The following is a 21,802-nucleotide window of genomic DNA, read 5'->3' as shown; positions in this document are numbered from 1 at the left end:
CGAGAGCACGTCGAGAATGTGCCATGTGCCCGGTGCCCCGGACGAGGCGGAACGTCTCGGAGATGTGCCCGGTGTCGCCCGGCCCCGCGTACACGAGCAGCTCGGCGAACTTCGGGCGCTGAAGCAGGCGGAGGCGCCCCCAACGAGAACACCAGCCGGCTACTGCGGCAGTACCTCCCGAAGGGCGCCGACCTCCGCACATCCGACCAGGCCGACTGGACGCCATCGCCCGCGCAAGGTTCATGGCTACCGCGCTCCGGCAGAGGTCTATGCTGACCTCCTGAACAGCGGGGACGCACTGACCGCTTGAGTCCACCATCGTTCGCCGACAGAGCCCTCGGGGGTGGAGCGCTCCTCGTCCGGGCCCATGGGGCAGCCAGAGCACACAGCCTTGGTGCGACTGCTGCTGGATCAGCGACCGCTGTTAGCCTGCCGTCCATGATCAAGAGCGGCCTGGCAGGCCGAATAGGCCGCATGGCGGGGGACAGCAGGCCTGAGCGCGTACTGATCGCCGCCAGTTTCGTCAACCGCGTCGGCAATGGTCTGTTCAACGCGGCGTCGGCGCTCTATTTCACCTTGATCGTGGGCCTGCCGGCAGTGCAGGTCGGCGCCGCGCTCACGATCGCCGGGGTGATCGGCCTGTGCGCGGGGATACCAGGCGGACATCTCGCCGACCGGCGAGGGGCGCGCACGATCATGATGGTGGCCCTCGCGGTCCAAGCGGTGTCGATGGCGGCCCTCGTCCTCGTGGAGAGCTGGGCCGCGCTCACGATCATCACGACGGTCGACCAGATCGCCGCGGCGGCTGGTGGGGCGGCCTGGGGCGCTCTGGTGGTCCGGGCCGGGGGTGAGCGCCAGGCCCTGTTCCGTGCCAAGCTGCGCACGTTCGTCAACCTGGGCGTCGTCCTGGGAACGGTGGGTGCCGGGCTGGCGCTCGCCGCGGACACCCGCAAGCTCTGTACGCCGTGGTCGCCGTCGGATACATCGGCTCCCTGACCACCCTGGGTGCCGTGCTGCGGCAAGGCATGGCACTCGGCGTCGCCTACGGCATCTGGGGCGCGAGCGGGGTCGCCCTGACCGCTGTCCTGGCCGCGATCCTCTTCGGAGACCCGCTGACCGCATTGGTGGGCCTCGGCCTGGTCGTGATCGTCGCCGGCGTGCTCTGCGTCGAGCTCGGCTCACAGGCCGCCCGCGCCCGGCGGATACCCGAACAGGAAGAGAGCGTGATGACCTGGGGCTTCCTGACCCTTGCCATTCTCACCAAGGTGGCCGCGACCCTGTCGCTGCGGATGGCCTCCCAAGGGGGCGGCATGAAGTGGCGCGTGGCGACTACCGCCGGCTACGCCGCCGCGTTCATCTTCCTCACCCTGACCCTCCACCACGGCATGGTCGTCGGTGTCGCCTACGGCATCTGGGCAGCTGGCGGCGTCGCACTGACCACCAGCGTCTCCCGCCTCCTGTGGAACGAACCTCTCACCAAGATCATGGCTCTCGGCATCGGCCTGATCATGACCGGCGTCCTGATCGTCGAACTCGGCGCCGACACCGCAGCGGCGCGTGCCTCGGCTGGGCCGAGGGCAGGTCGACGGTGCCGGCGCAGACCGCCTTGTACCGCTTGTACTCGACGGTGCCCTTGTCGACGGCGGTCGAGCCGCCCGCCTGGTAACAGGGTGGTGAGGCCGTCGCCCTGGGGCTTTTCAAGCCCTTTTTTGACTGTTTGTGAATGTCTCCGTCACAGGGTGGGGGTGATGCGTAACGTCCTGGTCCGGCATGAGCCGCTGGGGCCGGTGCCGCGGACTAGAGGTGGGGTCTCGATGCGGGATGCCAAGGACACGACGGCGGAGCAGCGGTTGGAGATGCTGCGGGGGCTGCTGGCGGGGGCGCGGGGTGATTCTCGTGCCGGGCAGGTGCTGGCTCGTGGGGGCGGTGTGCTGGTGGGGGTGGCGTTGCACGGGGCGGACCGGTTGCGGGAGGGGCTGGAGCTGACCGGTCTGGAGAGCAGTGTGCTGAAGGTGCTGCGGGCGGTGGTGCCGGATGCGGAGATCAAGGAGTGGGGCCGGGTCTACCGGGAGGCGGTGGATGCTTCGGGGGATGTGGCGGTGGTGCCGGAGGTGTTCACCGGGCGGGCGGTGTCGTCGGGGTACGGCTTCGCTGACCTGGAGGCCGTTCTGAGTGCGCTCGCGGAGAAGTACGCGGCGGCGGGCAACGGGGCGATCGTGGACCGGGAGGCGCTCGCGCTGGGCAAGAGCGTCGACAGTGACGCGTTCAGGGCGGCGACGCGGGTGAACCGGTTCGGCGCCACCGTCCTGGACCGCACCCGGCCGCCCGGCGGACAGGCGGCCCAGAGCCCGGAACCCACCGCGGAGGACGGGCAGGCGGAGGCCGTTGAGCGGGCGGCTGCGCCGGTGTTCCAGGTCAACATCGAGGCGGACAGTTTCTATGTCCATCGGGCTGTGGGCGACCAGTGGGGAGGCAGGGACGAGATCTACTGGTGTGCCTCGGCCGCCAGCGACAAGACCAGTGCCCCCGCCTACCGGTCCAACGAATTCGGGGCGGTCACGGCGGGCCAGACCCGCTCCTTCAGCGACCGGCCCCGTACCCTGTTCAAGGGAGCGGCCAGCACCGGTGTGGTGCTGACCGTCTACGCCTGGGAAGCCGACCAGAGCACCAGTGCGTACTACGACAAACTCGAACTCGCCCTGAACACGCTGTCCAAGGAACTGTTCGACACCTGGCAGTGGCAGCTCGTCTCGGCGGTCGCCGACCCCGGCAGGATCATGGGTCTGCTGATGGAGTTCCTCGGCTTCGCCATCTTCTCGCTGGAGTGGTTCCGTAACCAGGACGACCTCTCCTGCGCCCGTGCCTTCTTCCTGGACCAGTACGACCTGGCCGTGCTGGCGCACCGCAAGACCGCCGACTGGCACTTCGACGGAGACGGCTACCACGTCCTCAAGGTGCGCTACGCCGGCGACCCGGTGCCGTTCCCCACCGGCACCCTGGAATACGTCGTGCGGGAAGGCGGCACCTGGAGCGTCCCGATCGCCCTGCCCTTCGAAAGCATCACACCCCCGGCGCTGGCCTCCTACAAAGACCATCTCTACGTCATGTACGTCCAGCCCGGCAGCCGGATGGTGGTGTGGTCCCGACTGGAGGGACAGCACTGGACCCAGCCGCTCCAGGTCGGCGGCGACACCACCTACTACGCCCCCGCCCTCGGCGTCGCCCACGGAAAGCTCTACTACGCCGTCACCGGCGACAGCAACACCCTGCACTGGCGGACGTTCAACGGCACCTCCTGGACCTTTCAGACGCTCTCCGGCTACACATCCATCATGGCCCCGTCCCTGTCAGCAGAAGAGTTCGGCGGGAAAATGTGGATGAGCCACACCGGGGCGTGGAAGGACGTCCCCTACCTCAACACCCATGACGGCCAGAATTGGAGCCAGTCCCACCAGGACAACGTCTGGCTGTTCTCGCACAAGCCGGTCGCGATGTTCCCCTTCGCCGGCAGCATGCACCGCTTCGCCCGCGACAACGACGGCAGGATGCACCACAGCACCTCGACCAACGGCACCAGCTGGACCTCTCACGGCACCATCGCCAACTGGGCCCCCACGCACGGCCCGGCCCTCGCCGGCCAGGACAACAACATGTGGATCTTCCAACGCGGCGCGGACCGCAAGCTGTGGGCCGCCCACACCACCGGCGCCAGCGCCGCGTTCACCACCGCCCACATCATCGGCGGGGACAGCGGCCTGACCCTGATGGACGAGCCCGCCGCTACCACCCACAACGGCAGGATGTACGTCATGTACCGGCGCTGACCGCACCCACTCCACGTCGGCGGCCTCCACCAGCGTCCGCCAAGCAGGCACAGCCCCGATCGCCCGTTCGGTGCCCGCGCGTCGGGCGGGTGAGGGGGAACGCCGTGCTGCCCGGTACCGTCGCCGGGTTTCACCGCGCAGCACTGCGCGTCGACATCGGTGGTGATCCTGTGTGGAGGTGCCACCCGTTGGCCTTCGCACATTCGCTCCGCTTAGGCTTCACGTTGGCCCGCGCCACACCTGGTGGTTGCGGAAGTCAAGGAGGTGGAAGGCCGATGCTCGAGCAGGCTTCGGCACCCGAGGGCGGCGCTACTGACAAGCGCCTGCATCTGGTGCCCGACGAGGTCGTCGAGGTCGGCCGGATGGAGGCGGTGCGCCGCTACGACATCCTCGACACCCCGCCCGACGGCGCGTTCGACCGGGTGGCTGCGCTGGCGGCCCGCCTGTTCGACGTCCCCGTGGCGACGGTGACGATCGTGGACGAGGGCCGGATCTGGTTCAAGGCCGCGCACGGCCTGGACGGCGTCAGCGAGATCGGCCGCGACCCGGGCCTGTGCGGCTCCGCGGTCCTGCGGGACGACGCGCTGGTGATCCCCGACACTCTGCTCGACGACGTCGCCTGCGGCAACCCGCTGGTCACCGGGCCGCTCGGCGTGCGGTTCTACGCCGCCGCGCCGATCACCACGACGGACGGCCACAAGCTGGGCACGGTCAACGTCCTGGACACCAAGCCCCGCTCCATCACCTCCGAACAGACTGCCACCCTGACCGATCTGGCGGCGATCGTGATGGACGAGATGGAGCTGCGCCTGTCCGCGCTGCGCACCGTGCGCCAGGAGCAGCAGTCGGCCGAGGCCGAGCGGGCGGCCCGGGAGCAGGCGGAGAGGGACAAGGCAGCGATCGCGTCCTTCGCCTCCACCTTGCAGCGCACTCTGCTGCCGCCGGCGCTGCCGACGGTGCCCGGCCTGGAGCTGGCCTGTCACTACCACACCGCGTCCGTGCACGACGTGGGCGGCGACTTCTACGACGTCTTCCCCCTGGCCGCCGGGAAGTGGGGACTGTTCCTGGGGGACGTGTGCGGCAAGGGCGCCGAGGCGGCCACCATCACCTCCCTGGCCCGCTACACCCTGCGGGCCTCCGCCCAGCACACGGACGATCCCGTCGCGGTACTTGAGGCCCTGAACAGCGCGCTGCTGGCCGATGTCTGGGCGGGCAGCCGGTTCTGCACGGCTTTCTTCGCCACCCTCACCCCTGATGAGGCCGGGGGCTTCACCGTGGAGCTGGCCACCGGTGGGCACCCCCCTGCCTACCACCTCAGCCCGGCCCCGCCCGAAGCCGGGGGCGCCAGGCACACGCGGGTGGAAGCGGTCCGTCCCAAGGGCGGCATGCTCATCGGGGCCTTCCCCGGCGCCCGCTTCGCCTCCACCACCTTCCACCTCGCCCCGGGCCAGGCCCTGCTCCTCTACACCGACGGCCTCATCGAGGCACACACCAGCAGCGACACCATGCTCGGTGACGAGGGCCTGACGGCCTTCCTCACCGCTCGTCCCGCCTCGTGCGGGGCGGGCCAGTTGGTCCAGGACACCGTCGGCCTGCTGGACGCCCTGCCCGAGGGCGCGAGTGACGACGTCGCCCTGCTGGCTCTGTCGGTTCCCGCTCCCGACCAGGCCGCCGCCGCGACGGGGGCCAGATCCACCTCCCACATCACCGCCGCGCCGGCCGGCGAGGAGCACTGACCGCCATGACCGACGACATCGAGCTGACCCTGACCGCCACCCCCGGTCCCGCGGCGGTCGCCACCGTTACGGGCGAGATCGACCCGCATACCGCACCCGGCTTGCGTAGCCGCGCGCTGGAGCTCATCGACCAGGGCCACCGCCACTTGATCCTTGACCTGTCGGGTGTGGGCTTCTGTGACTCCGCCGGTCTCAGCGCACTGATCGGCATCTGGCACGGCGCCCAGGAAGCAGGCGGCTCCCTGGCCCTGGCCGCCGTTCCCGACCGGCTGATGCGCATGCTGACCTTCACCGGAGTGGACAGCCTCCTGCCCCATTACCCGAGCACCGCCGACGCGCTCGGCGCCCACCAGGGCGCCCCCGACGCCGCCTGAACCGCCCCTTCGCCGGCTCGCGTGGCTCCCCGGGCGGCGAAGGCCGGCCTGCGCGGTGGTACGACGAACGGTCGAGCGCCTCGGGTGTGGTTCAGGCTTCGGCGTGCTAGGTCCTTCTTCAGCCCGGAGTGGACCGGCGGCTCGGGCGCGGGTTCAGCTGAAGGTGCGGCGGTAGGTCTGGGGGCTCACGCCCGTGGTGCGTTTGAAGCGGTCCCGGAAGGCAGTGGGTGAGCCGAAGCCGACCTGGGCGCCGACGCGTTCGACGGAGTGCTCCGTGGTTTCCAGCAGGTGCTGCGCCTGGCGGACGCGGGCGCGGTGGAGCCATTGGAGCGGGGTGGTGCCGGTCTGGTCGCGGAAGCGCCGGATCAGGGTGCGGGTGCTGGTTCCGGCGCGCGCGGCGATGTCGGCCAGGGTGAGGTCGCGCATGAGGTTGTCCCGCAGCCAGGCGAGCAGACCCTCGAACTCGGAGCCCTGCGGCAGCGGCGCGTGGTCGTGGACGATGAACTGCGCCTGCCCGCCCTCCCGTTCGAGGGGCATCACCGACAGACGGGCGGCGTCGGCGGCGACGGCCGAGCCGTAGTCGCGGCGGATGATGTGCAGGCACAGGTCGAGTCCCGCGGCGGCGCCGGCCGAGGTGAGGAACTGGCCGTTGTCGACGTAGAGGACGTCCGGATCGACGTCGAGGTCCGGGTGGAGGGTGGCCAGGAGCCCGGCCGCCTGCCAGTGGGTCGTCACGCGCAGCCCGTCGAGGAGCCCGGTGGCCGCCAGGGGGAAGGTGCCCACACAGATGGAGGCGATCCGCGTGCCGTCGGCGGCCGCCGACCGCAGCGCGTCGCGTACGGCGGGCGGGAGCGGGGCGGTGGGGTCGGCGATGCCAGGCACGATGATCGTGTCCGCGTCCCGCAGGCCCTCGATGCCCCACGGCGCGCGCAGCGTGAACGCCCCTGCGTCGGTCTCGTCGCGCTCGGCGCACACCCGTACCTGGTAGCCGGGGCGTCCGTCGGGCCGGCGGGTGCGGGAGAAGACCTCGATCGGCGTGGACAGGTCGAAGGGGATCACTCGGTCCAGCGCGAGAACGGCGACGGTGTGCATGGCGAGAACATACCTCCTCACCGTACGACGGATCCGGGCGGGTTCCTTGGCAGGCCCAGGTCACCCCGCTTGTGAGACGCCCAAGGGGCTCTGGCAATTTCCCGTTGAAAACTGTCACTAGTGCCACTGGGCGACCGGAGCGAGGGACGGTTGACTTCAGGGCGTCGGGGCGGAGAGGAACCCGCCGCCATGCCGCCCGGCGCGCGACCCCGAAGGAACGCCCATGCACACGCAGATCGTCCTGTTCGACGGCTTCGACCCGCTCGACGTCATCGCCCCCTACGAAGTGCTGTACGCCGGCGGCATGGCATCGGGTGGCGCGGTGACCGTGGAACTGGTCTGCGCGGAGGGCCCCCGAGAGGTGATCAGTGGCACCGGCGGGCTCGCGCTGCGGGCCGCCGGCGTGCTCGATCCGGAGCGGGCGGACGTGGTCCTGGTGCCCGGCGCCTCCGGCCGCGTGGGCGAACCCGGCGAGGACCCGGGAGGCGGCGCCGACGCGGGGGCGGGGAAACGGGACGAGTTCATCCCGGTGCTCCTGGGCCGCACGCTCGACACCGAACTCCCCGCGCTGCTCCGGCGGGCCATGGACGACCCGGACACCACCGTCGCCACCGTCTGCGGCGGCTCGCTCGTCCTGGCCATGGCCGGACTGCTCGACGGGCGCCATGCCACCACCCACCACCTGGGCCTCGACCTGCTCGACGCGACCGGTGCCCACGCGATCCGCGCCCGGGTCGTGGACGACGGCGACCTCATCACCGGCGCGGGCGTCACCTCGGGGCTCGACCTCGCGCTCCATCTCCTGGAGCGCGAGCTGGGCCCTCGCGTCGCCCACAGCGTCGAGGAGTTGTTCGCCCACGAGCGGCGCGGCACGGTCTGGCGCACGTGGGGCGCGGATCCCGTCCCGTTCTGAACACTCGGTCGCACCCCGGCTCTCCCCCTACCCCACGCAGCTCGATTCCACGTACCGCATCCTCAGGAAGAACATCGCCATGCCCGTCGAAGGCACCTGGAACCTGTCCATCTCCACGCCCGTCCGCCGGATGGAGGCCGTGATCGAACTCGGCCGGTACGAGGGCTCCCTGACCGGGACCGCCCACGGAGCCGGCGAGGAGGTACCCCTGCGCGACGTCCTCCTCGATGGCGACCGGCTCACCTGGCGGCAGACCATCACCAAGCCGCTGCGCCTGGATCTGGCATTCGACGTGACGGTCGACGGTGACGCCCTGCACGGCACCTCGCGGGCCGGCCGCCTTCCGGCGTCGAAGGTCACCGGCGAGCGCAGGCCGATGCCGGAGCGCGAGGCGTGAACAAGCTCCTGCTGTCCCTGCACGTCCTTGCCGCGCTGATCGCCATCGGCCCGGTGTCCGTCGCCGCGAGCATGTTCCCGGCCACCCTGCGTCGCGCCCTCGGCGACTCGGGAGACCGTGAGGCCCGTACGACGACGGGGCCGCGCCCCGATCCCGGCAACTCCGCGTCCCCCGAAGCCCGTACGACCCTGCGGACGCTGCACCGCGTCTGCCGGATCTACGCCGGTGTGGGCATCGCGGTCCCCGTCTTCGGCTTCGCCACGGCCAGCGGTATGGGCGTCCTCGGCGACGCGTGGCTGATCATCTCGATCGCGCTGACCGGGGCGGCGGCCGGCGTCCTGGCCCTTGTGATCCTGCCCGCGCAGGACCGCGCCCTGGCCGGGGCGACGGGACGACCTGGCCCATTGTCCATCACGTCAACTTACTTGCTGCCGAGCCGACTTGCCATGACCACCGGCACCTTCAATCTGCTCTGGGCCACCGTCACCGTACTGATGATCATCCGTCCCGGCTCCACGACGGGAGCGTAACCGTGCGCCTGCGCCCACGTCACCTGCATCCCCCGCTCCTTCTGCGTCCCCTGCGTCCCCCTGGGCCTCCGCGCCCCCTGCGCGTCGCGGCTCACGCCGAGCTGATCTCCCTGATCGCGATGCTGGCCAACGTGTTCACCGTTCACCTCAAGTCCCTGTCGTCCCTGTTGGGCCCGGCGCACGGCTGCGCCTACCTGTTCGTCGTGGTCGCGATCGGGCGCCGCCCGCACGCGCCGACCGCCGTCAAGGCACTGGCACTCCTTCCGGGCGTCGGCGGGCTGCTGGCGCTGCGACGACTCGATCGCGGCGTCGCGCTCCGCACCCCGGCGGGACCGGCGGGAGGGGTGACCCCCTCGTGAACCTCATGCGCCTCGTGTCGCCGGTGATCGTCGGCCTCGTCTACTGCCTGCTGATGTCGCTGATCGGAGAACCGCACCGCCGCCGCTTCAACGCCGTCATGGTGGGCGGAGCGGGCGCCGCCTACTTGAGCGGGGGCGCGTTCGGCCCGTGGGAGCTTCCCTTCGTCGCGCTCATGGCGTACGTCGCCTACCGCGGCGTGGAGTCCTGGACGTTCATCGGTATCGGCTGGCTGCTCCACACCGCCTGGGACCTGACCCAGCACCTCAAGGGCCATCCGATCCTGCCGTTCGCCCACGACTCGTCCCTGGCATGCGCCATCTGCGATCCGGTCATCGCTCTGTGGTGCTTTCGCGGAGGGCCTTCCCTGATCGCGCTCGGCCGCCGCCGGTTCGGGCGGTCCAGCGGTGGTGCGGCCGGACGAAGTCCCCGAGAGCCGTCGCCGCGGCGCCCGGCGCTTCCTGGGGCAGGAGGTGACCGGCGGCGGGGACGGTGAGCAGGGGCGCCTGGGGAATGCGCAGCAGGAGGCGCACGCGCGGCACGCGCAGCGGCGGTTTCACCACGTCACTCTCACCGACCAGGACGGTCACGGGAACCGTGATGTCACGCGCGGCGCGGGTGATGTCGCGCAGCCGTCGTTCGACGTGGCCCCTGGAGGCAGTGCTGCGCACCCTGCACGCGGGTGCGCGCCTGGTGATCCCCGGGCGCTCGGTGGAGTGCCCGGGGACCGGCGCCGTCTTCGGTGGGAGGACTCAGACGTTACGGATGAGGTCGACGATGTCCTTGCGCCCCGAGGCGGCGATGAGCGCGCTGTCGTCGGTGGAGGCTGCGGCGATGCTGACGCGCGCCGCCTGTACGGCCTGCACCACGGGGTTGGCCGCGCCGCCGGTCTCGCCCCGCTTGTCGTTGAGCTTCTTCGGGTTCAGATAGTCGTACGTGTCTCCGCGCTCTCGGCGCGCGGCGACCGCCTCCTCGACGCGGCGGACGTCACGCGCGGCGATGTAGTCCACCTGGGAGACCTTCGCCCAGACGCCCACGCCACCGGTGACGAAGAAGTGGTTGGGTGAGCCGTTGGGGTTCAGAGCGCTGTTGTCGACGAGGTAGGTGCGGCCCGAACCTACCGTCAGGGTCTTGCCGAAGAGCGAAGCCCAGCTGTCCTTGGACTTATTGAGCAGCCTTTCGACCTGCTCGCCGACCTCGACGGCCTCGGCGATGACGGTGGCGTCGTCGACGCTCGCGTACAGGATGCTGTTGACCGCCGCGGCGACCGTGGCGCTGGCGCAGTGGCGGTAGGAGTGGCGCTGCAGGGACATGTCCAGTCGCAACGGCGTGGCGCTCTGGACGTTGATGGCGACGACGTTGCCGATGATCGATGCAGTGGCCATGGCAGGTGCTCCCTCCCCGGTCGGCGCCGGTCCCCTTGGCGGGACCGGCAACCGCGGCTACACGCCAACCACTGTGTCAAGATCCGATGAACGCCCTGTGAATGTCCGCTGAATGGGGTGTGAGGCGCCCACTCCCCTCTCACACCGTCTTGATCCGCCGCCCTCCACCATGTAGGCCGCACCGGTGCTCATCCCCATCGCCCCGGCACCGACGACACGAAGTCGAGCCCGCACCGGACGAGACCGGCTACGGGAAAACGGTACCCACCGGGCCACCCACTGACGGGCCCTGGCCTTCGTGCTCCGCACCGAGCTGGAACACCGCAGGTTGCTTCACGAATGGGACCCGATCCCCGAGGGTGCGCAGCAGGCCGGACAGGTCCTCGGCGGGACCGGAGCCTACGGCGGAGCCGGTCCTGCGACAGGTCGAAGGCCACGCAGTAGGCGGGCCGACGCGCGCGCCGCACCGCGAGGGCGGGCCGACGGTGGAATCGTCACGCGTGCATCGGAGATGGCCGACAGACCGGGGAACTACGCTGGTACCCCTTCTGACCGTCCAGGGAGCAGCGTGCCGCCGTCCTTCTTTCACCGGATCACCAAGTACGACCCCGCCGATCGCGACGAGCACGGCCACTACATCGGTGCAGAGGACACGGTCAGCGACCATGGACCGGTCGAGGCGGCGTACCTGGCGGCGATCGCCGCGTTCGCAGAGGCGGCGGGTGTCGCCCGGCTGGCGATTCGTGAACCCGCGGTCGCCGGATTCGTCCACTTCGGCGTGGAGCCGCCGGTGGAAGGGCACGGCCTCGACGGGCTCTTCCCGCCCGATCTCACCGGCTACCACGACGGTGCCGAAATTTCCCTCCCGGTCGCTCTGGAGCTGGTCCGGGCCATGCTCCGTGACCAGGGCGCCTGGTGCCGGCTGGAGGTGGGGGACGTGTTCAGTGTGCACGTCGGATGGGACCAGTACATGTACGTCGGCACCGACCGGCCCTGCGCGGACGCCGTGACCCGCACCCGGGAACTCGGCCTCTTCCCCGAGCCAATGACGGCTTCGCCCTACGCGGTGGAGCAGGACGAGCCCGAAGTGACAGATGTCGCCGACGAGGACTTCTGGGCGCGCGTGCACACGACCCTGGCCTCGCGACAGACGGTTCTCCTGGAAGAGAGCTACGTCCGCAACGCCACACGCTGGCACCGGCTCACGCCCGAGAACCTCGACACAGTGCGTGCCGGACTCAGCCCACGCGCTGTGCTGCACGTCTGGCCCGACATGACCCCTGACGTCGGTGCGGTCCTCGCCACGCTCCCCGAGGAGGGATCCGTGGAATTCATCTGGGAGACACAGGGTGGGACGATCAGCCACGTGATCGTGGACGAAACCGAGCACCAGCAGCTCGCCACCCTGGTGACCGGCGCGCTAGCGGCCTGCACCCTGCCCCTGTACGTCGACGAACGCAACCCGTTGCTCAGCGCCGTCCTGCCCGACAGCGACGGGGTGTTGCGCGCCCGGTGGTGACCTGGTTCAAGCCGGGCGACCTGCCGTCGCTGTGCATTGGAGTTGTCCAACGACTCACCCACTCAGCCCGGCTGGTCCCGGCAAGGAGCGGATCTGGGAGAGGTCGGCCGACCGGGCATCACCTGGTTCCGATAGCCGTCGGTGCTGTGTGGGGCCGGGTCGGCCGCCGATCATGGAGGTGAGCAGGTCCCCTTCTGCGTCACGACGACCGGCCCGGCTGAGTCCCCCGTACCGCCCCCCAGCACACCCCTTCATCCGAAATGTTCCCACCACCGGACATCGCCGACACCGGAGCGCGGGCAGCTCCGGCGACCGCGGCCGGACACGGAAATGGGCGTTGGTCCGCCCCCACGTGGGGGTGGACCAACGCCCATTCCTGCCGTCTGGTGCCGGGTGGTACTACCAGCGATACCAGCGGCCACTGCCGCCCTTGGGACGGGCGACGAAACCGATCAGCCACAAGACCAGCACCGCGATGGCGACCCACCAGAGGATCTTCACAGCGAAACCGGCACCGAAGAGAATCAGAGCGAGCAGAAGAACAAGAAGCAGGGGAATCATAGTTATCAACCTCCGAAGCACCGCATGCCCCGCCAGCACCCGCACATGCGCCTGACATTTACAGGTTTCTTATCCGCGCAGGCGGGAAGGCGCCATCCACCCCGGCCATGAACTACCCGTACGGCCCCGAAGAGACAACCCGAGCGCGATCCCGCACACCCGATCCCGCCACCGGGCTGCGAGCCCCCTCAGCCGGGCCGCAGGCGGACGTCGCCCCGATTACGGGCTGGGATCGGGAGCAGGGAGCCTCGGGGGATACTTGTGGCATGGATGGGTCAAGGAGTTCCTGGGTCACCACCACGCACGACTGGTCCGGCACCGTGGACGCGGACCATCTCGGCCAAATCCGCGAGGTACCCGCGGAGTTCGCTCGGGGCGGCCCGCGGCACCTTGTTCTCGAAATCGTCGCCTACGCCGCGGACGAGGCGGCGAGCCGGGGCGGTGGACGGTGTGAAATCACGCTGCACACGGACGGCTCGGTGGCGGTGAGGGACGACGGGCGGGGAACCGACACCCGCTTTGACGAGCACGGCCGGGGGGTGAAGAAGCCGGTCATGTCCACCAAGGACCTCCGGTTCTTCGACTCCCCCGGCTCGGAACTGCTTCCCGACGGGCACCCGCGTCGCGGGATGTCCGTCGTCGCGGCCCTGAGCGAGTGGCTGATCCATACCAACCGCCGTCTCAACGGATCCTGGAGTCAGCGCTATGAGCACGGCGTCCCGGCGACCGGGCTGGAGCCGGTCGACTCGGACGGGACCACGGGGACCTGCGTCCGCTTCCTGCCGGATGAAGCCCTGTGTGCGCAGCGGCCGCTGACGGTGGCTGACCTGACGCCATGGGCCGCGCACTGGGCCGCCCTGACCGTCTCCATCGAGGACCGGCGCGACATGGCGGAGGGGGCCGGCCGTGACCGCTGACCAGTGGTACGTCCTCATCGAGGAGGACACCCGGACCTCCCGGCGCGCCGACGGGGTCGATCTCAAGCTGCACCGCTGGACACTGGCGGCCAGCCATCCCGTGGGCGATACGGAGGCACAGGCTCTCGCCGTGGCCGAGGACGCGGCCCTGCACTACCTCCCGGCCGTCCTGGCGCGCCACGCGAGACCGGGGGACACTCCGGCTCGCCAGGCCTTTCGCACCCCTGATGGCACCTGGCTGGTCCAGCTCAAGCAGCGCCACCGCGATTGCCACATACGCGTGACCATCGCCCGACTCGCCCACATACAGGAGGAAACACAGGCCCCGGCGAAGACGCTCAAGGAAAAGCTGCGCCACGCCCTGGAAGGCCCCGAGCCCACCACCAGCCTCTGGACGACCAAAGCCCCGTAGGGGCACTGAGCCTCACAGCCTCACCCTCGAACGCCACCGGTCGGCCGCACCAGGCCCCCTGGCTGCAGCTCAACGACGGTGAGCGGCTCTCGGCGCCTTGATGGCGGCTGTCGTCGCCTCGCTCCGCTCCGCCGGCACGTCAGCGTTGTCTTGTACGCCAGATACGGCCTGTCCGCGCTCACACCGGCTGGGGGCGGGCTCGCAGCGCATCTGTCGTACGGTTGCGGCGCCTTACCGCCGCGCGCGGTGGGTTTGCCCGTTGCGATGATGGTCGGCGGCTCATTGGTTCTGCGTTGTGGTCCTGTCGGTCAGGCTGTGGGCGGTGGTGGCGGCCTCGCCGAGCTCGGGGATTTCGGCACCGTCGAACGTGGCGGCCTCGCTGCTGCGGGGGAACATCGCCTGCTCGTACTCGCTGAACGCGGCTTCGATGTCATCGGGGTGGGTGGCGAGGGCCCGGCCGAGCTCCGCGCCGTCGAGCATGGCGAGGTTGGCGCCTTCACCGTTCGGGCCCGCGAGGTGGGCGGCGTCGCCGAGCAGGGTCACCCCCGCCACGCGGTCCCACCGGTGCCCGATCGGCAGAGCGTAGTGAGGACGCAGGACCGGCGCGGTGTCGCCTTCGGTGATGAGCGCGGTGAGTTCCGGGGCCCAGCCGTCGAACTCGCGCGCGATCCGGGTGGCGGCCCCTGCCGGATCGGTGAAGTCGATGGTGGCGAACCAGTCCTGCGGCCTGGCCAGCGCCACGTACGTGTGCAGGGTGTCACCGCTTTCCCGGTGGGCGAAGATTTCCGTGCCCGGCGAGGACGCGATCAGCATCCCGAAGCCGACCGCCTTCGCGGCGGCAGGGTGGCGGGTATCGGCGTCGAACAGGTGGGTCTCGACGAACGACGTGCCGGCGTAGTCGGGGGTGGCGGTGGAGAGCAGCGGCCGGACCCGTGACCACGCGCCATCCGCTCCGACCAGCACGCGGGTTACGACGCGGTTGCCGTCGGCGAACATCACCTCGTGGAGACCGTCGCCGAGGGATCGGGTGCTGCTGACTTTGTGCCCCCACCGGACGGTGCCGGCCGGGAGTGATTCGAGCAGGATCCGGCGCAGCTCGCCGCGGTACACCTCGGGACGTCCGCCGGTGCCATCGTCGGGCTTGTCGAGCAGGACGGTCCCGTTCCGGTCGAGCACGCGCATTCCTTGGCGGCGCTCGATGACGATGGCGTGGAATTCGTCCATCAGGCCGGCCGCCTTGAGGGCGAGCTGCCCGTTGTAGTCGTGGATGTCGAGCATCCCGCCCTGCGTGCGCGCGGTCGGAGAGGTCTCGGCCTCGTAGACCGTGGCCGGGATTCCGTGGAGGTGCAGGACGCGGGCCAGTGTGAGTCCGCCGAGTCCTGCGCCGATGATCGTGACGGGCGTGTGCATGGGGGCTCCTTCGTCGTCCGGCCGCCCGGGGAGGAGCGGCCGTCGGCGAAAATGTGTCAGTCACTGCTGACGAGCCGCCGATGGTTGACCGACAGCCCCCGACAGCGGGCTGACACTGCGGCTCCGGCGTTCGATCAGGCCCGCGTCAAACGCAGGTCAGCCCGGCTGCGCGTACGACCGTCCCCTCGCGCCCCCACCTGGTCGGGCCAGACTGCGGGCGGTGCCTCTCGCCGGGCCTTCCCCTCGGCGGGTAGCGGAGAAAGGGGCTGTCCGGGGCTGGCGTGACGTCCTGCGGTCACTGCTAAGGCTTGTCCGGGCGTTCGGGTTCGTTGAGCAGGTTGCGGATGGCGTTGCTGTATCCCGCCGTGTCGGTCAGGCCGAAGGCCACGCGTTGGAGCAGGAATCCGTGCAGCAGGCCGATCAAGACGCGGGCGCCGTTCTCCGGATCCACGGGTTGAGCAGCGTACGCCGACTGTCCGCGGCGCAGGGCGTCGGCGATGGTGCGACGGACCCTTTCGAAGCCCTCGAAGGCGCGGGTGTGCACGGCGTCGTTGCGCAGCAGTTCCGACCAGGTTTGGACGACGCAACGGAGTAGTTCCTCGACGGGCACCACTTGGCCTGCGGCGTCGGTGACGGTCTCGACGCTCAGTGCCTCAAGGGATGCGGCGACGAGGTCGCCCAGAGAAGGGGCGTCAGCGGCCTCGGCGACTCGCTCCATGGGGTCGAAGATCAGCTGGAAGGCGTCCGCCGCGATGGCCGCGATGATCTCCTCCTTGCTCGCGAAGTAGCGGTAGGGGGCGCCCGCGGAGACGCCGGCCGCGGCGGCGATGTCCGGCATCGAGGTCTGGTGGAAGCCGTCCCGCGCGAAACAGCGGCGCGCCGCCGCCATGATCTCCGCACGCTTGGCTTCACGGCGCTCGGGCGTGATGCGCGGCATGGCTGGACCTCCGGCAAAGTAAATGCTCGTTCACCTTGACAGCCATCCTATCGGCGCCCATCGTAAAGTGAAAGGTCATTCACGGAAGGGAGTCTTGATGGGTACTGAGCTGACCATCGGCACTTACCGGTACGAGCACACCGAGGCGCTGTTCGATGGCCGCGTGCGGATCGACGGGGTGGACGACGTCATCCTTGAGACGGAGCCGCTGGTCTCGGACCTGTTCCGGCACATGATCGAAGGCCGCTACGACGTGGCGGAATTGGGCCTGACCTACTTCCTGCGCACCTTCGACCTGGAGGACTCGCCCTTCATGGCGTTGCCGATCTTCCCGAACCGCAACTTCCGGCACTCGGCCATCTTCGTGAACACCGAGGCGGGGATCGGCAAGCCGCAGGACCTCGCCGGCAAGACCATCGGCGAGTTCGCGCTCTTCGGACACGACGCCGGGGTCTGGCCCAAGGGCATCCTCTCGGACGAGTACGGCGTGACCGTCGACCAGTGCCGCTGGGTCATCGGCGGTACCGACCATCCCATCCCCACGTTCGACTGGCTCCCGCAGCCGGTGCCGGACGGCGTGGACGTACGGCACGCCGCGGACGGCCAGACCCTGGGGGCCATGCTTGAGTCAGGAGAGATCGACGCGCTCATCTCGGTCGACGTGCCCCAAGCCCTGCTGCGGGGCTCGACGAAGATCGCCCGGCTCTTCCCCGACTACGAGAGCGTCGAGCGCGACTACTACCGGCGGACCGGGATCTTCCCGCCGATGCACCTCGTCGCGGTCCGCAAGGACCTGCTGCACCGCACCGAGGACCTGCGCTCGGTCTACCGCGCCTTCACCGAAGCCAAGGACCTGACCGAACGCAAGTACCGTACGGATGCGTCGAAACAGCACATGAGCCTGCTCACCCCTTGGATCAGCAGCCTTTTCCAGCGCAACCGCGACCTGCTCGGCGAGGACTGGTGGCCCTACGGGCTGGCCGCGAACCGCAAGGCCGTCGACACCTTTCTGCGCTACCACCACGAGCAGGGGCTCTCCAAGCGCCTGCTGACCAGCCAGGACATCTTCGTCCAGGAGTTCCTCGACACCTGAGCGACCCATCCGCCCATCGGCCTTGGCCGGGGTCCCGGCGTGTTCACCAGCTGATGCCGGCCGCCACCGGGAGGTGGTCGCTGCCGGTCTCCGGCAGGACCCACGAGCTCTTCGGGGTCACGTCCCGGACCAGCGGTCGACGCGGCGGCCGGACCGGCCGCCGCCCGGATCCGGCTCCCGGCCGTGGCGACGAGTACCGCGAACTCGCCGACGGCTTCGACGCGATGCCGGCCCGGCTCGAAGCGCACGTCGCCGAGCAGCGCCGGTTCGCGGCCAACGCCTCGCACGAGCTCCGTACGCCCCTGGCCGTCTCGAAGGCCCTCCTCGACATGGCGCGCAGCGACCCCGGCCACGACACCGGCGAGGTCATCGACCGCTTGCAGGCGGTCAGCACCCGGGCGGTCGACCTCACCGAGGCGCTGGCTCCTGCTCAGCCGCGCCGACCAGCGGTCGTTCACCCGCGAACCGGTCGACCTGTCGCTCCTCGCCGAGGAGGCCACCGAGACCCTGCTGCCCCTCGCGGAGCGGCAGGGCATCGGCCTGGAGACCACGGGTGACGTCGCCCGGACGCTCGGATCGCCGGCCCTCCTGCTGCACCTGACCACGAACCTCGTACAGAACGCGATCGTCCACAACCTGCCCGGTCAGGGAGCCGGGACCGTGTGGGTGACGACGCGCGTCCGCGGCCGGTCGGTGGTCCTCACGGTCGAGAACACCGGCGAGCCGCTCACCCCCCTGCTCGTGGCGACCCTCGCCGAGCCCTTCCAGTGCGGCACCGAGCGCACCCACGCGGGCCACGCCGGGGTCGGCCTCGGCCTGACCCTCGTCAGAACCATCACCGAGGCACACGACGGAACCCTCACCCTGACCCCGCGCCCGGGCGGCGGCTTCCGCGTCACCGTGGAACTGCCCGCGCTGTCGTCGGACGCCGACAGGTGACGTCGACTCAAGCTCGGCCCTCGCGGTCAGCCGATGTACGGGTTGTAGCGGCCCAGGCGCGCCAATAGCCTGCGGGCCGCGCCCTCAGTGAGGCCGAGGGCGGCCGCGGCCCGGGCGGGGGTGAAGTCGTGGAGGGTGCCGCGGGCGGCCCAGTAGCCGACGCGCTCGGCGGTGACCTCCAGTCGGCGGGCGGCGCGTACCGCGGCGATCGGCGAGGTCTTCGTCAACTGGTCGATCGCCGCCTCCAACTGTTCCAGCAGCGTGGTGACGCTGTCGGGCAAGGGGATCGTGGAGGCTTCGACGGTGGCGGTGTGCGCGTCCCAGTCGCGCTCACAGGCGTCGGCCTGGTCGTCGCCGGCCTCGGCGAAGTCCTGGCCACCGATCGACTCCCAGTCCAGCTGCTGCTCGGTGCCCTGCCAGCCGCAGGAGCACACCGCGCGGAGTGCGGCCGCCCGCGGGACCCGGGGACGGCGGCCGTCGTAGACGCTCCACTGCGACACCGCGGGCACGTGGCTGCCGGAGCCGATGTCGAAGTAGACCGGTTTGGGGACGGTGCCGTCGGCGAGGAGGACCTCGACCGCGCCCTCGTGTGACGTGCCGAACTCTTCTGTCGTCCACGTCTCCCGCTCGCCCATGGGGCCCCTTCCGCAACCGGCCGGTGTACCGCCGCGCCCGCATCGAGCGCTCGGACACGACGATGCCGTAGCCCGGGCGGTGCGGGGGCCGGAATGCGCGGATGGGTGACTGGCCAGCGTTCGCTGTTGTGTTCGCCGCCGCCCCGCGGTCACCACCGGGCGGGGCGGAGAAGCCGGAGGAGGCGTCGGCCGTGCGGCGGTGCCGGTGCCCGGGAGAGCAGCAGCACGGCGAGCAGGACGGTCACGGCCGCCCCGCTCACCAGCAGACCGGCCCTCAGGCCGGGAGTGTGGTAGGCGCAGGCCACCCGGGACGCCCCCGCGCCCAGCGGTACGGCGATCAGCCCGGCGAGGCTCCGGGGCGCCGTGGCCGCCGCCCCGTCCGTGGAGCATCGCCAGCCCCGCACGGCGGGAACGGCCACCAGGGCGGTCCCGGTGGAGCGTGCCGGGAGGACGGCTTCGATCGTATGGCCGGTGGCGGTGACGCGGCCCGGGGCCGGCGCCCGCACGTGGGCGAGCGCCGCGGCGAGGGCGTTCCGGTCCAGGCAGCCCACGGGAAAGCGCGGGACGTCCTGGGCCCGGTCGCCGGTGAGCGTGAGCAGCACCTCGCCGTCGGCCGGAACCGTGCCCAGCGGCAGCAGTCCGTTGTTCGTCATCGGGAACCAGGCCGACAGCCGGCGCGCCGGGCCGGTGAGCTCGCTCATGGTGCCGGAGAACCAGGGCACGTACGCGTACGCCGAGCTGCCGGGAGCGCAGGTGAAGGCGAATGTGCTGCGGGTGCCACGGGACAACCGCCAGCTCCCGTCGGGCCGCCCGGTGGCCACCGCGCCGCTCACCGTCCGCGCGGCGGGCACCGCGTAGACCCGTGCTCCCAGCACCTGCTCCTGACGGGCGAACACCGTATCCGCCGCCGCGGGGGCCGGCGCGCCCTGCCGCAGGGACACCAACGGGACCGCGTCGGCCGTCCGCCGCGTGAACCCGTCCCGACCGCCGTGGTCGAGGTAGCCGCCCACGCTCATGACCGCCCGGCCGACCGGGTCTTCGAAGCCGACCGTGTGGCGGCCGCCCATGTACCAGCCCGCCCCCAGCCCGCCCAGCGTCTGCGCGGTCCGGGCAGGCAGGAGGCTGCTGTAGTACGCACCGCCCTGACCGCCCAGCAGCAGCGGGTCGTTGTCGGCGAACTCGTGCGGGCCGGGATCACTGCGCAGGACCGGCCAGCGGTCCTGTGCCCGTACCGCCCGCCGCGCCGCCAGGGACTGCGCGTCCAGGGTCCGCTTCGGCTGCCACCACGCCTCCCGGTCCCGCTGCTCGGTCACCGACAGCACCGTGAACACCGTGGAGACGAACACCGTGGCGACCAGGGCCCCCGTCACGGCGGTGCGCACGCCCCGGCCGCGGCGGCGCAGCAGCATCAGCAGGGCCACGACCGCCGTGCCTCCGGCCACGGTCAGGATCCAGGTGGCGGCGGTGAAGTACGGGCTGGGGCCGACGACGATCAGCAGCACGCCCAGCACTCCGGCCCCCGCCAGCAGCTCCCGGGGACGCGGTCGCGCGGCAAGGGCCAGCCAGGCCACGGCCACCAGCATCCCGGCGAGGGTGAACGAGGCCCGGTACGGTCCCCCGTTCGGCAGAGCGAAACCGTGCCACAGCAGGATCGTCGGGCGCCACACGTAGGACAGCGCCACCAGCACGAGCAGCACGCACCAGGCGGCCCGCTGTCTGCCCGGGATCCTGCGCATGAACGGGTAGGCGAGAACGAGCAGCAGCGGCAGCATGCCCACGGACACCGTCGGCCCGCTCGAATGGAAACCTCCTGGCAGCAGGTGCGCGAGGTAGTCGCGTAGCAGGGGCAGCCCCGGGTAGTCGGCCGGGGGTGCCGGCTGCGATGCCCGCGAAGCGAGAAAGGTGACCGTCAGCACCGGTGCGACCAGCGCCACGCCGACCGCCGTCATCGACGCGGCCCGCAGCAGCACGCGCAGCCGGGCACCGCGTGGCCGCCCGTCGAGCAGCAGCCTGACCAGCAGCACCAGCAGCATGCCGAGGGTGGCCATCGCGGCGGTGTAGAAGTTGCCGGCCCACGACGCGGCGACGAGCAGGACGCCGAGCGTCCAGCGGCGCTCTTCCAGGCACCACTCGTACGCGAAACCCATCAGCGGGAGGGCCACCAGCCCCCACATCCACATGGGATCGGCGAAACCCTTGGACACCGTCCAGGCACAGACGCCGTACCCGACCGCCAGGGCCGCCCGCTGCCACGGCGGGCCCGGCCGCAGCCGGCCCAGCCACACCGTCATCAGCGCGGTCGCCAGCCCGATGCTCAGCAGCGTGACGAGGAAGACCGGCAGCTCCACCCGGTCGCGGGGGAACAGCACGACGAGCCAGGAAAACGGGTTCGTCAGGTAGGTGAAGAAGTCCGCCAGGAACGGGACCCCGTAGCCGCTGGCCCAGTTGAAGAGGAGGTCTCCATCGGCCCGGCCGCGCATCAGGTCCCACAGGTGGGCGTGGAACGGCACGAACTGGTTGCCCAGGTCGTTGACAGCCCGCGAGCGGGCGCCGAACGGGTACGTCCCGTGCATCGCCATCGCCAGGCAGTAGGCCCCCATCGCAACCGCCGCCGCAGCCGCCGGAGCCACGGCCGCCCCGCCCCGTGGGCAGGACCCGCGGCCCGACGGCTGATACGGCTCTTCGCGTGCGGGGGAAGAGGACATCGTCAGCACCATGCCCCAAGGCTCCCAGGCCGCGGACGTCCCGCGTGCCCGACACCACCGCAGCGC

At 70.8% G+C, this 21,802-nt stretch carries 20 protein-coding genes and 1 pseudogene; 14 read left to right on the top strand and 7 right to left on the bottom strand.

The features are described from left to right. Positions 1 to 438 precede the first annotated feature (438 nt). The 4 genes from ACZ6ZT_RS24985 (at position 439) to ACZ6ZT_RS24970 (ending at position 5,934) form a co-directional block, all read left to right on the top strand. Complete coding sequence (locus ACZ6ZT_RS24985; protein WP_469722123.1) at positions 439 to 996, top strand: MFS transporter; 558 nt, start codon at positions 439 to 441, stop codon at positions 994 to 996. Further along, a complete protein-coding gene (locus tag ACZ6ZT_RS24980) occupies positions 966 to 3,824 on the top strand; it encodes a DMT family transporter (RefSeq protein WP_469722122.1) in 2,859 nt (952 codons plus the stop codon). Before ACZ6ZT_RS24985 ends, ACZ6ZT_RS24980 begins: the two co-directional genes overlap by 31 nt. Positions 3,825 to 4,099: 275 nt before the next feature. Beyond that, positions 4,100 to 5,560 (top strand): PP2C family protein-serine/threonine phosphatase, encoded by a 1,461-nt coding sequence (locus ACZ6ZT_RS24975; protein ID WP_469722121.1) that lies wholly within the window; start codon positions 4,100 to 4,102, stop codon positions 5,558 to 5,560. Between the two features lie 5 nt (positions 5,561 to 5,565). Then, positions 5,566 to 5,934, top strand: coding sequence for an STAS domain-containing protein (locus tag ACZ6ZT_RS24970; protein WP_469722120.1), 369 nt, complete (start codon positions 5,566 to 5,568; stop codon positions 5,932 to 5,934). 153 nt (positions 5,935 to 6,087) lie between these two features. Here ACZ6ZT_RS24970 and ACZ6ZT_RS24965 read toward each other — a convergent pair whose 3' ends face one another. Continuing rightward, the gene (locus ACZ6ZT_RS24965) at positions 6,088 to 7,026 is read right to left on the bottom strand and encodes a GlxA family transcriptional regulator (protein ID WP_469722119.1); all 939 of its coding nucleotides are present in this window, start codon (positions 7,024 to 7,026) and stop codon (positions 6,088 to 6,090) included. Positions 7,027 to 7,249: 223 nt separating this feature from the next. Here ACZ6ZT_RS24965 and ACZ6ZT_RS24960 point away from each other — a divergent pair, with 223 nt between their 5' ends. From ACZ6ZT_RS24960 to ACZ6ZT_RS24940, 5 genes are all read left to right on the top strand, one after another. Then, on the top strand, positions 7,250 to 7,939 hold the full coding sequence (locus ACZ6ZT_RS24960) for a DJ-1/PfpI family protein (RefSeq protein ID WP_469722118.1): 690 nt from the start codon (positions 7,250 to 7,252) through the stop codon (positions 7,937 to 7,939). A gap of 79 nt (positions 7,940 to 8,018) precedes the next feature. After that, a complete protein-coding gene (locus ACZ6ZT_RS24955) occupies positions 8,019 to 8,336 on the top strand; it encodes a hypothetical protein (RefSeq protein ID WP_469722117.1) in 318 nt (105 codons plus the stop codon). Further along, positions 8,333 to 8,866, top strand: coding sequence for a hypothetical protein (locus tag ACZ6ZT_RS24950; protein WP_469722116.1), 534 nt, complete (start codon positions 8,333 to 8,335; stop codon positions 8,864 to 8,866). The genes ACZ6ZT_RS24955 and ACZ6ZT_RS24950 overlap by 4 nt, the downstream gene beginning before the upstream one ends. A gap of 131 nt (positions 8,867 to 8,997) precedes the next feature. Further along, a complete protein-coding gene (locus tag ACZ6ZT_RS24945) occupies positions 8,998 to 9,225 on the top strand; it encodes a hypothetical protein (RefSeq protein WP_469722115.1) in 228 nt (75 codons plus the stop codon). A 5-nt stretch (positions 9,226 to 9,230) separates the two neighbouring features. Further along, entirely contained in the window at positions 9,231 to 9,719 is a 489-nt protein-coding gene (locus tag ACZ6ZT_RS24940; RefSeq protein WP_469722203.1) for a DUF6010 family protein, read from the top strand. A gap of 256 nt (positions 9,720 to 9,975) precedes the next feature. Here the strand turns inward: ACZ6ZT_RS24940 and ACZ6ZT_RS24935 are convergent, their stop codons facing one another. Then, entirely contained in the window at positions 9,976 to 10,608 is a 633-nt protein-coding gene (locus tag ACZ6ZT_RS24935; protein WP_469722114.1) for a hypothetical protein, read from the bottom strand. A 568-nt stretch (positions 10,609 to 11,176) separates the two neighbouring features. Between ACZ6ZT_RS24935 and ACZ6ZT_RS24930 the strand changes: the two genes are divergently transcribed. Continuing rightward, on the top strand, positions 11,177 to 12,127 hold the full coding sequence (locus ACZ6ZT_RS24930) for an RNA-binding protein (RefSeq protein WP_469722113.1): 951 nt from the start codon (positions 11,177 to 11,179) through the stop codon (positions 12,125 to 12,127). A 399-nt stretch (positions 12,128 to 12,526) separates the two neighbouring features. On the opposite strand, the gene ACZ6ZT_RS24925 is transcribed toward ACZ6ZT_RS24930, so the two are convergent. After that, on the bottom strand, positions 12,527 to 12,688 hold the full coding sequence (locus ACZ6ZT_RS24925; RefSeq protein ID WP_469722111.1) for a hydrophobic protein: 162 nt from the start codon (positions 12,686 to 12,688) through the stop codon (positions 12,527 to 12,529). Between the two features lie 266 nt (positions 12,689 to 12,954). Between ACZ6ZT_RS24925 and ACZ6ZT_RS24920 the strand changes: the two genes are divergently transcribed. Beyond that, complete coding sequence (locus ACZ6ZT_RS24920) at positions 12,955 to 13,605, top strand: ATP-binding protein (RefSeq protein WP_469722110.1); 651 nt, start codon at positions 12,955 to 12,957, stop codon at positions 13,603 to 13,605. Further along, positions 13,595 to 14,017, top strand: coding sequence for a hypothetical protein (locus ACZ6ZT_RS24915; protein ID WP_469722109.1), 423 nt, complete (start codon positions 13,595 to 13,597; stop codon positions 14,015 to 14,017). Before ACZ6ZT_RS24920 ends, ACZ6ZT_RS24915 begins: the two co-directional genes overlap by 11 nt. Positions 14,018 to 14,296: 279 nt before the next feature. Here the strand turns inward: ACZ6ZT_RS24915 and ACZ6ZT_RS24910 are convergent, their stop codons facing one another. Both ACZ6ZT_RS24910 and ACZ6ZT_RS24905 read right to left on the bottom strand, forming a co-directional pair. Continuing rightward, positions 14,297 to 15,427 (bottom strand): FAD-dependent oxidoreductase, encoded by a 1,131-nt coding sequence (locus ACZ6ZT_RS24910; RefSeq protein WP_469722108.1) that lies wholly within the window; start codon positions 15,425 to 15,427, stop codon positions 14,297 to 14,299. Positions 15,428 to 15,728: 301 nt separating this feature from the next. Next, positions 15,729 to 16,364 (bottom strand): TetR/AcrR family transcriptional regulator, encoded by a 636-nt coding sequence (locus ACZ6ZT_RS24905; protein ID WP_469722107.1) that lies wholly within the window; start codon positions 16,362 to 16,364, stop codon positions 15,729 to 15,731. 97 nt (positions 16,365 to 16,461) lie between these two features. On the opposite strand from ACZ6ZT_RS24905, the gene ACZ6ZT_RS24900 reads away from it, so the two are divergent. Both ACZ6ZT_RS24900 and ACZ6ZT_RS24895 read left to right on the top strand, forming a co-directional pair. Further along, positions 16,462 to 17,457 (top strand): substrate-binding domain-containing protein, encoded by a 996-nt coding sequence (locus tag ACZ6ZT_RS24900; protein ID WP_469722106.1) that lies wholly within the window; start codon positions 16,462 to 16,464, stop codon positions 17,455 to 17,457. A gap of 176 nt (positions 17,458 to 17,633) precedes the next feature. Next, positions 17,634 to 18,396: pseudogene (locus ACZ6ZT_RS24895) on the top strand (sensor histidine kinase); the annotation flags it as partial. A 26-nt stretch (positions 18,397 to 18,422) separates the two neighbouring features. Here ACZ6ZT_RS24895 and ACZ6ZT_RS24890 read toward each other — a convergent pair. Both ACZ6ZT_RS24890 and ACZ6ZT_RS24885 read right to left on the bottom strand, forming a co-directional pair. Then, a complete protein-coding gene (locus ACZ6ZT_RS24890; protein WP_469722105.1) occupies positions 18,423 to 19,031 on the bottom strand; it encodes a hypothetical protein in 609 nt (202 codons plus the stop codon). 149 nt (positions 19,032 to 19,180) lie between these two features. Further along, positions 19,181 to 21,610 carry a YfhO family protein gene (locus ACZ6ZT_RS24885; protein ID WP_469722104.1) on the bottom strand — a complete coding sequence of 810 codons (2,430 nt, stop codon included), beginning with the start codon at positions 21,608 to 21,610 and terminating at the stop codon, positions 19,181 to 19,183. Between the last annotated feature and the right edge of the window lie 192 nt (positions 21,611 to 21,802).

Source organism: Streptomyces sp. NPDC102258, from assembly GCF_055584685.1.
Note: the sequence above shows the minus strand (reverse complement) of the source record. Positions and strands in the feature narration are given on the sequence as shown.

What these genes read in the sequence shown, in the direction of transcription:
- ACZ6ZT_RS24985 (WP_469722123.1), top strand. Translation starts at nt 439, where the DNA reads ATGATCAAGAGCGGCCTGGCAGGCCGAATAGGCCGCATGGCGGGGGAC.
- ACZ6ZT_RS24975 (WP_469722121.1), top strand. Translation starts at nt 4,100, where the DNA reads ATGCTCGAGCAGGCTTCGGCACCCGAGGGCGGCGCTACTGACAAGCGC.
- ACZ6ZT_RS24970 (WP_469722120.1), top strand. Translation starts at nt 5,566, where the DNA reads ATGACCGACGACATCGAGCTGACCCTGACCGCCACCCCCGGTCCCGCG.
- ACZ6ZT_RS24965 (WP_469722119.1), bottom strand. Translation starts at nt 7,026, where the DNA reads ATGCACACCGTCGCCGTTCTCGCGCTGGACCGAGTGATCCCCTTCGAC.
- ACZ6ZT_RS24960 (WP_469722118.1), top strand. Translation starts at nt 7,250, where the DNA reads ATGCACACGCAGATCGTCCTGTTCGACGGCTTCGACCCGCTCGACGTC.
- ACZ6ZT_RS24955 (WP_469722117.1), top strand. Translation starts at nt 8,019, where the DNA reads ATGCCCGTCGAAGGCACCTGGAACCTGTCCATCTCCACGCCCGTCCGC.
- ACZ6ZT_RS24940 (WP_469722203.1), top strand. Translation starts at nt 9,231, where the DNA reads ATGCGCCTCGTGTCGCCGGTGATCGTCGGCCTCGTCTACTGCCTGCTG.
- ACZ6ZT_RS24935 (WP_469722114.1), bottom strand. Translation starts at nt 10,608, where the DNA reads ATGGCCACTGCATCGATCATCGGCAACGTCGTCGCCATCAACGTCCAG.
- ACZ6ZT_RS24925 (WP_469722111.1), bottom strand. Translation starts at nt 12,688, where the DNA reads ATGATTCCCCTGCTTCTTGTTCTTCTGCTCGCTCTGATTCTCTTCGGT.
- ACZ6ZT_RS24920 (WP_469722110.1), top strand. Translation starts at nt 12,955, where the DNA reads ATGGATGGGTCAAGGAGTTCCTGGGTCACCACCACGCACGACTGGTCC.
- ACZ6ZT_RS24910 (WP_469722108.1), bottom strand. Translation starts at nt 15,427, where the DNA reads ATGCACACGCCCGTCACGATCATCGGCGCAGGACTCGGCGGACTCACA.
- ACZ6ZT_RS24905 (WP_469722107.1), bottom strand. Translation starts at nt 16,364, where the DNA reads ATGCCGCGCATCACGCCCGAGCGCCGTGAAGCCAAGCGTGCGGAGATC.
- ACZ6ZT_RS24900 (WP_469722106.1), top strand. Translation starts at nt 16,462, where the DNA reads ATGGGTACTGAGCTGACCATCGGCACTTACCGGTACGAGCACACCGAG.
- ACZ6ZT_RS24890 (WP_469722105.1), bottom strand. Translation starts at nt 19,031, where the DNA reads ATGGGCGAGCGGGAGACGTGGACGACAGAAGAGTTCGGCACGTCACAC.
- ACZ6ZT_RS24885 (WP_469722104.1), bottom strand. Translation starts at nt 21,610, where the DNA reads ATGGCGATGCACGGGACGTACCCGTTCGGCGCCCGCTCGCGGGCTGTC.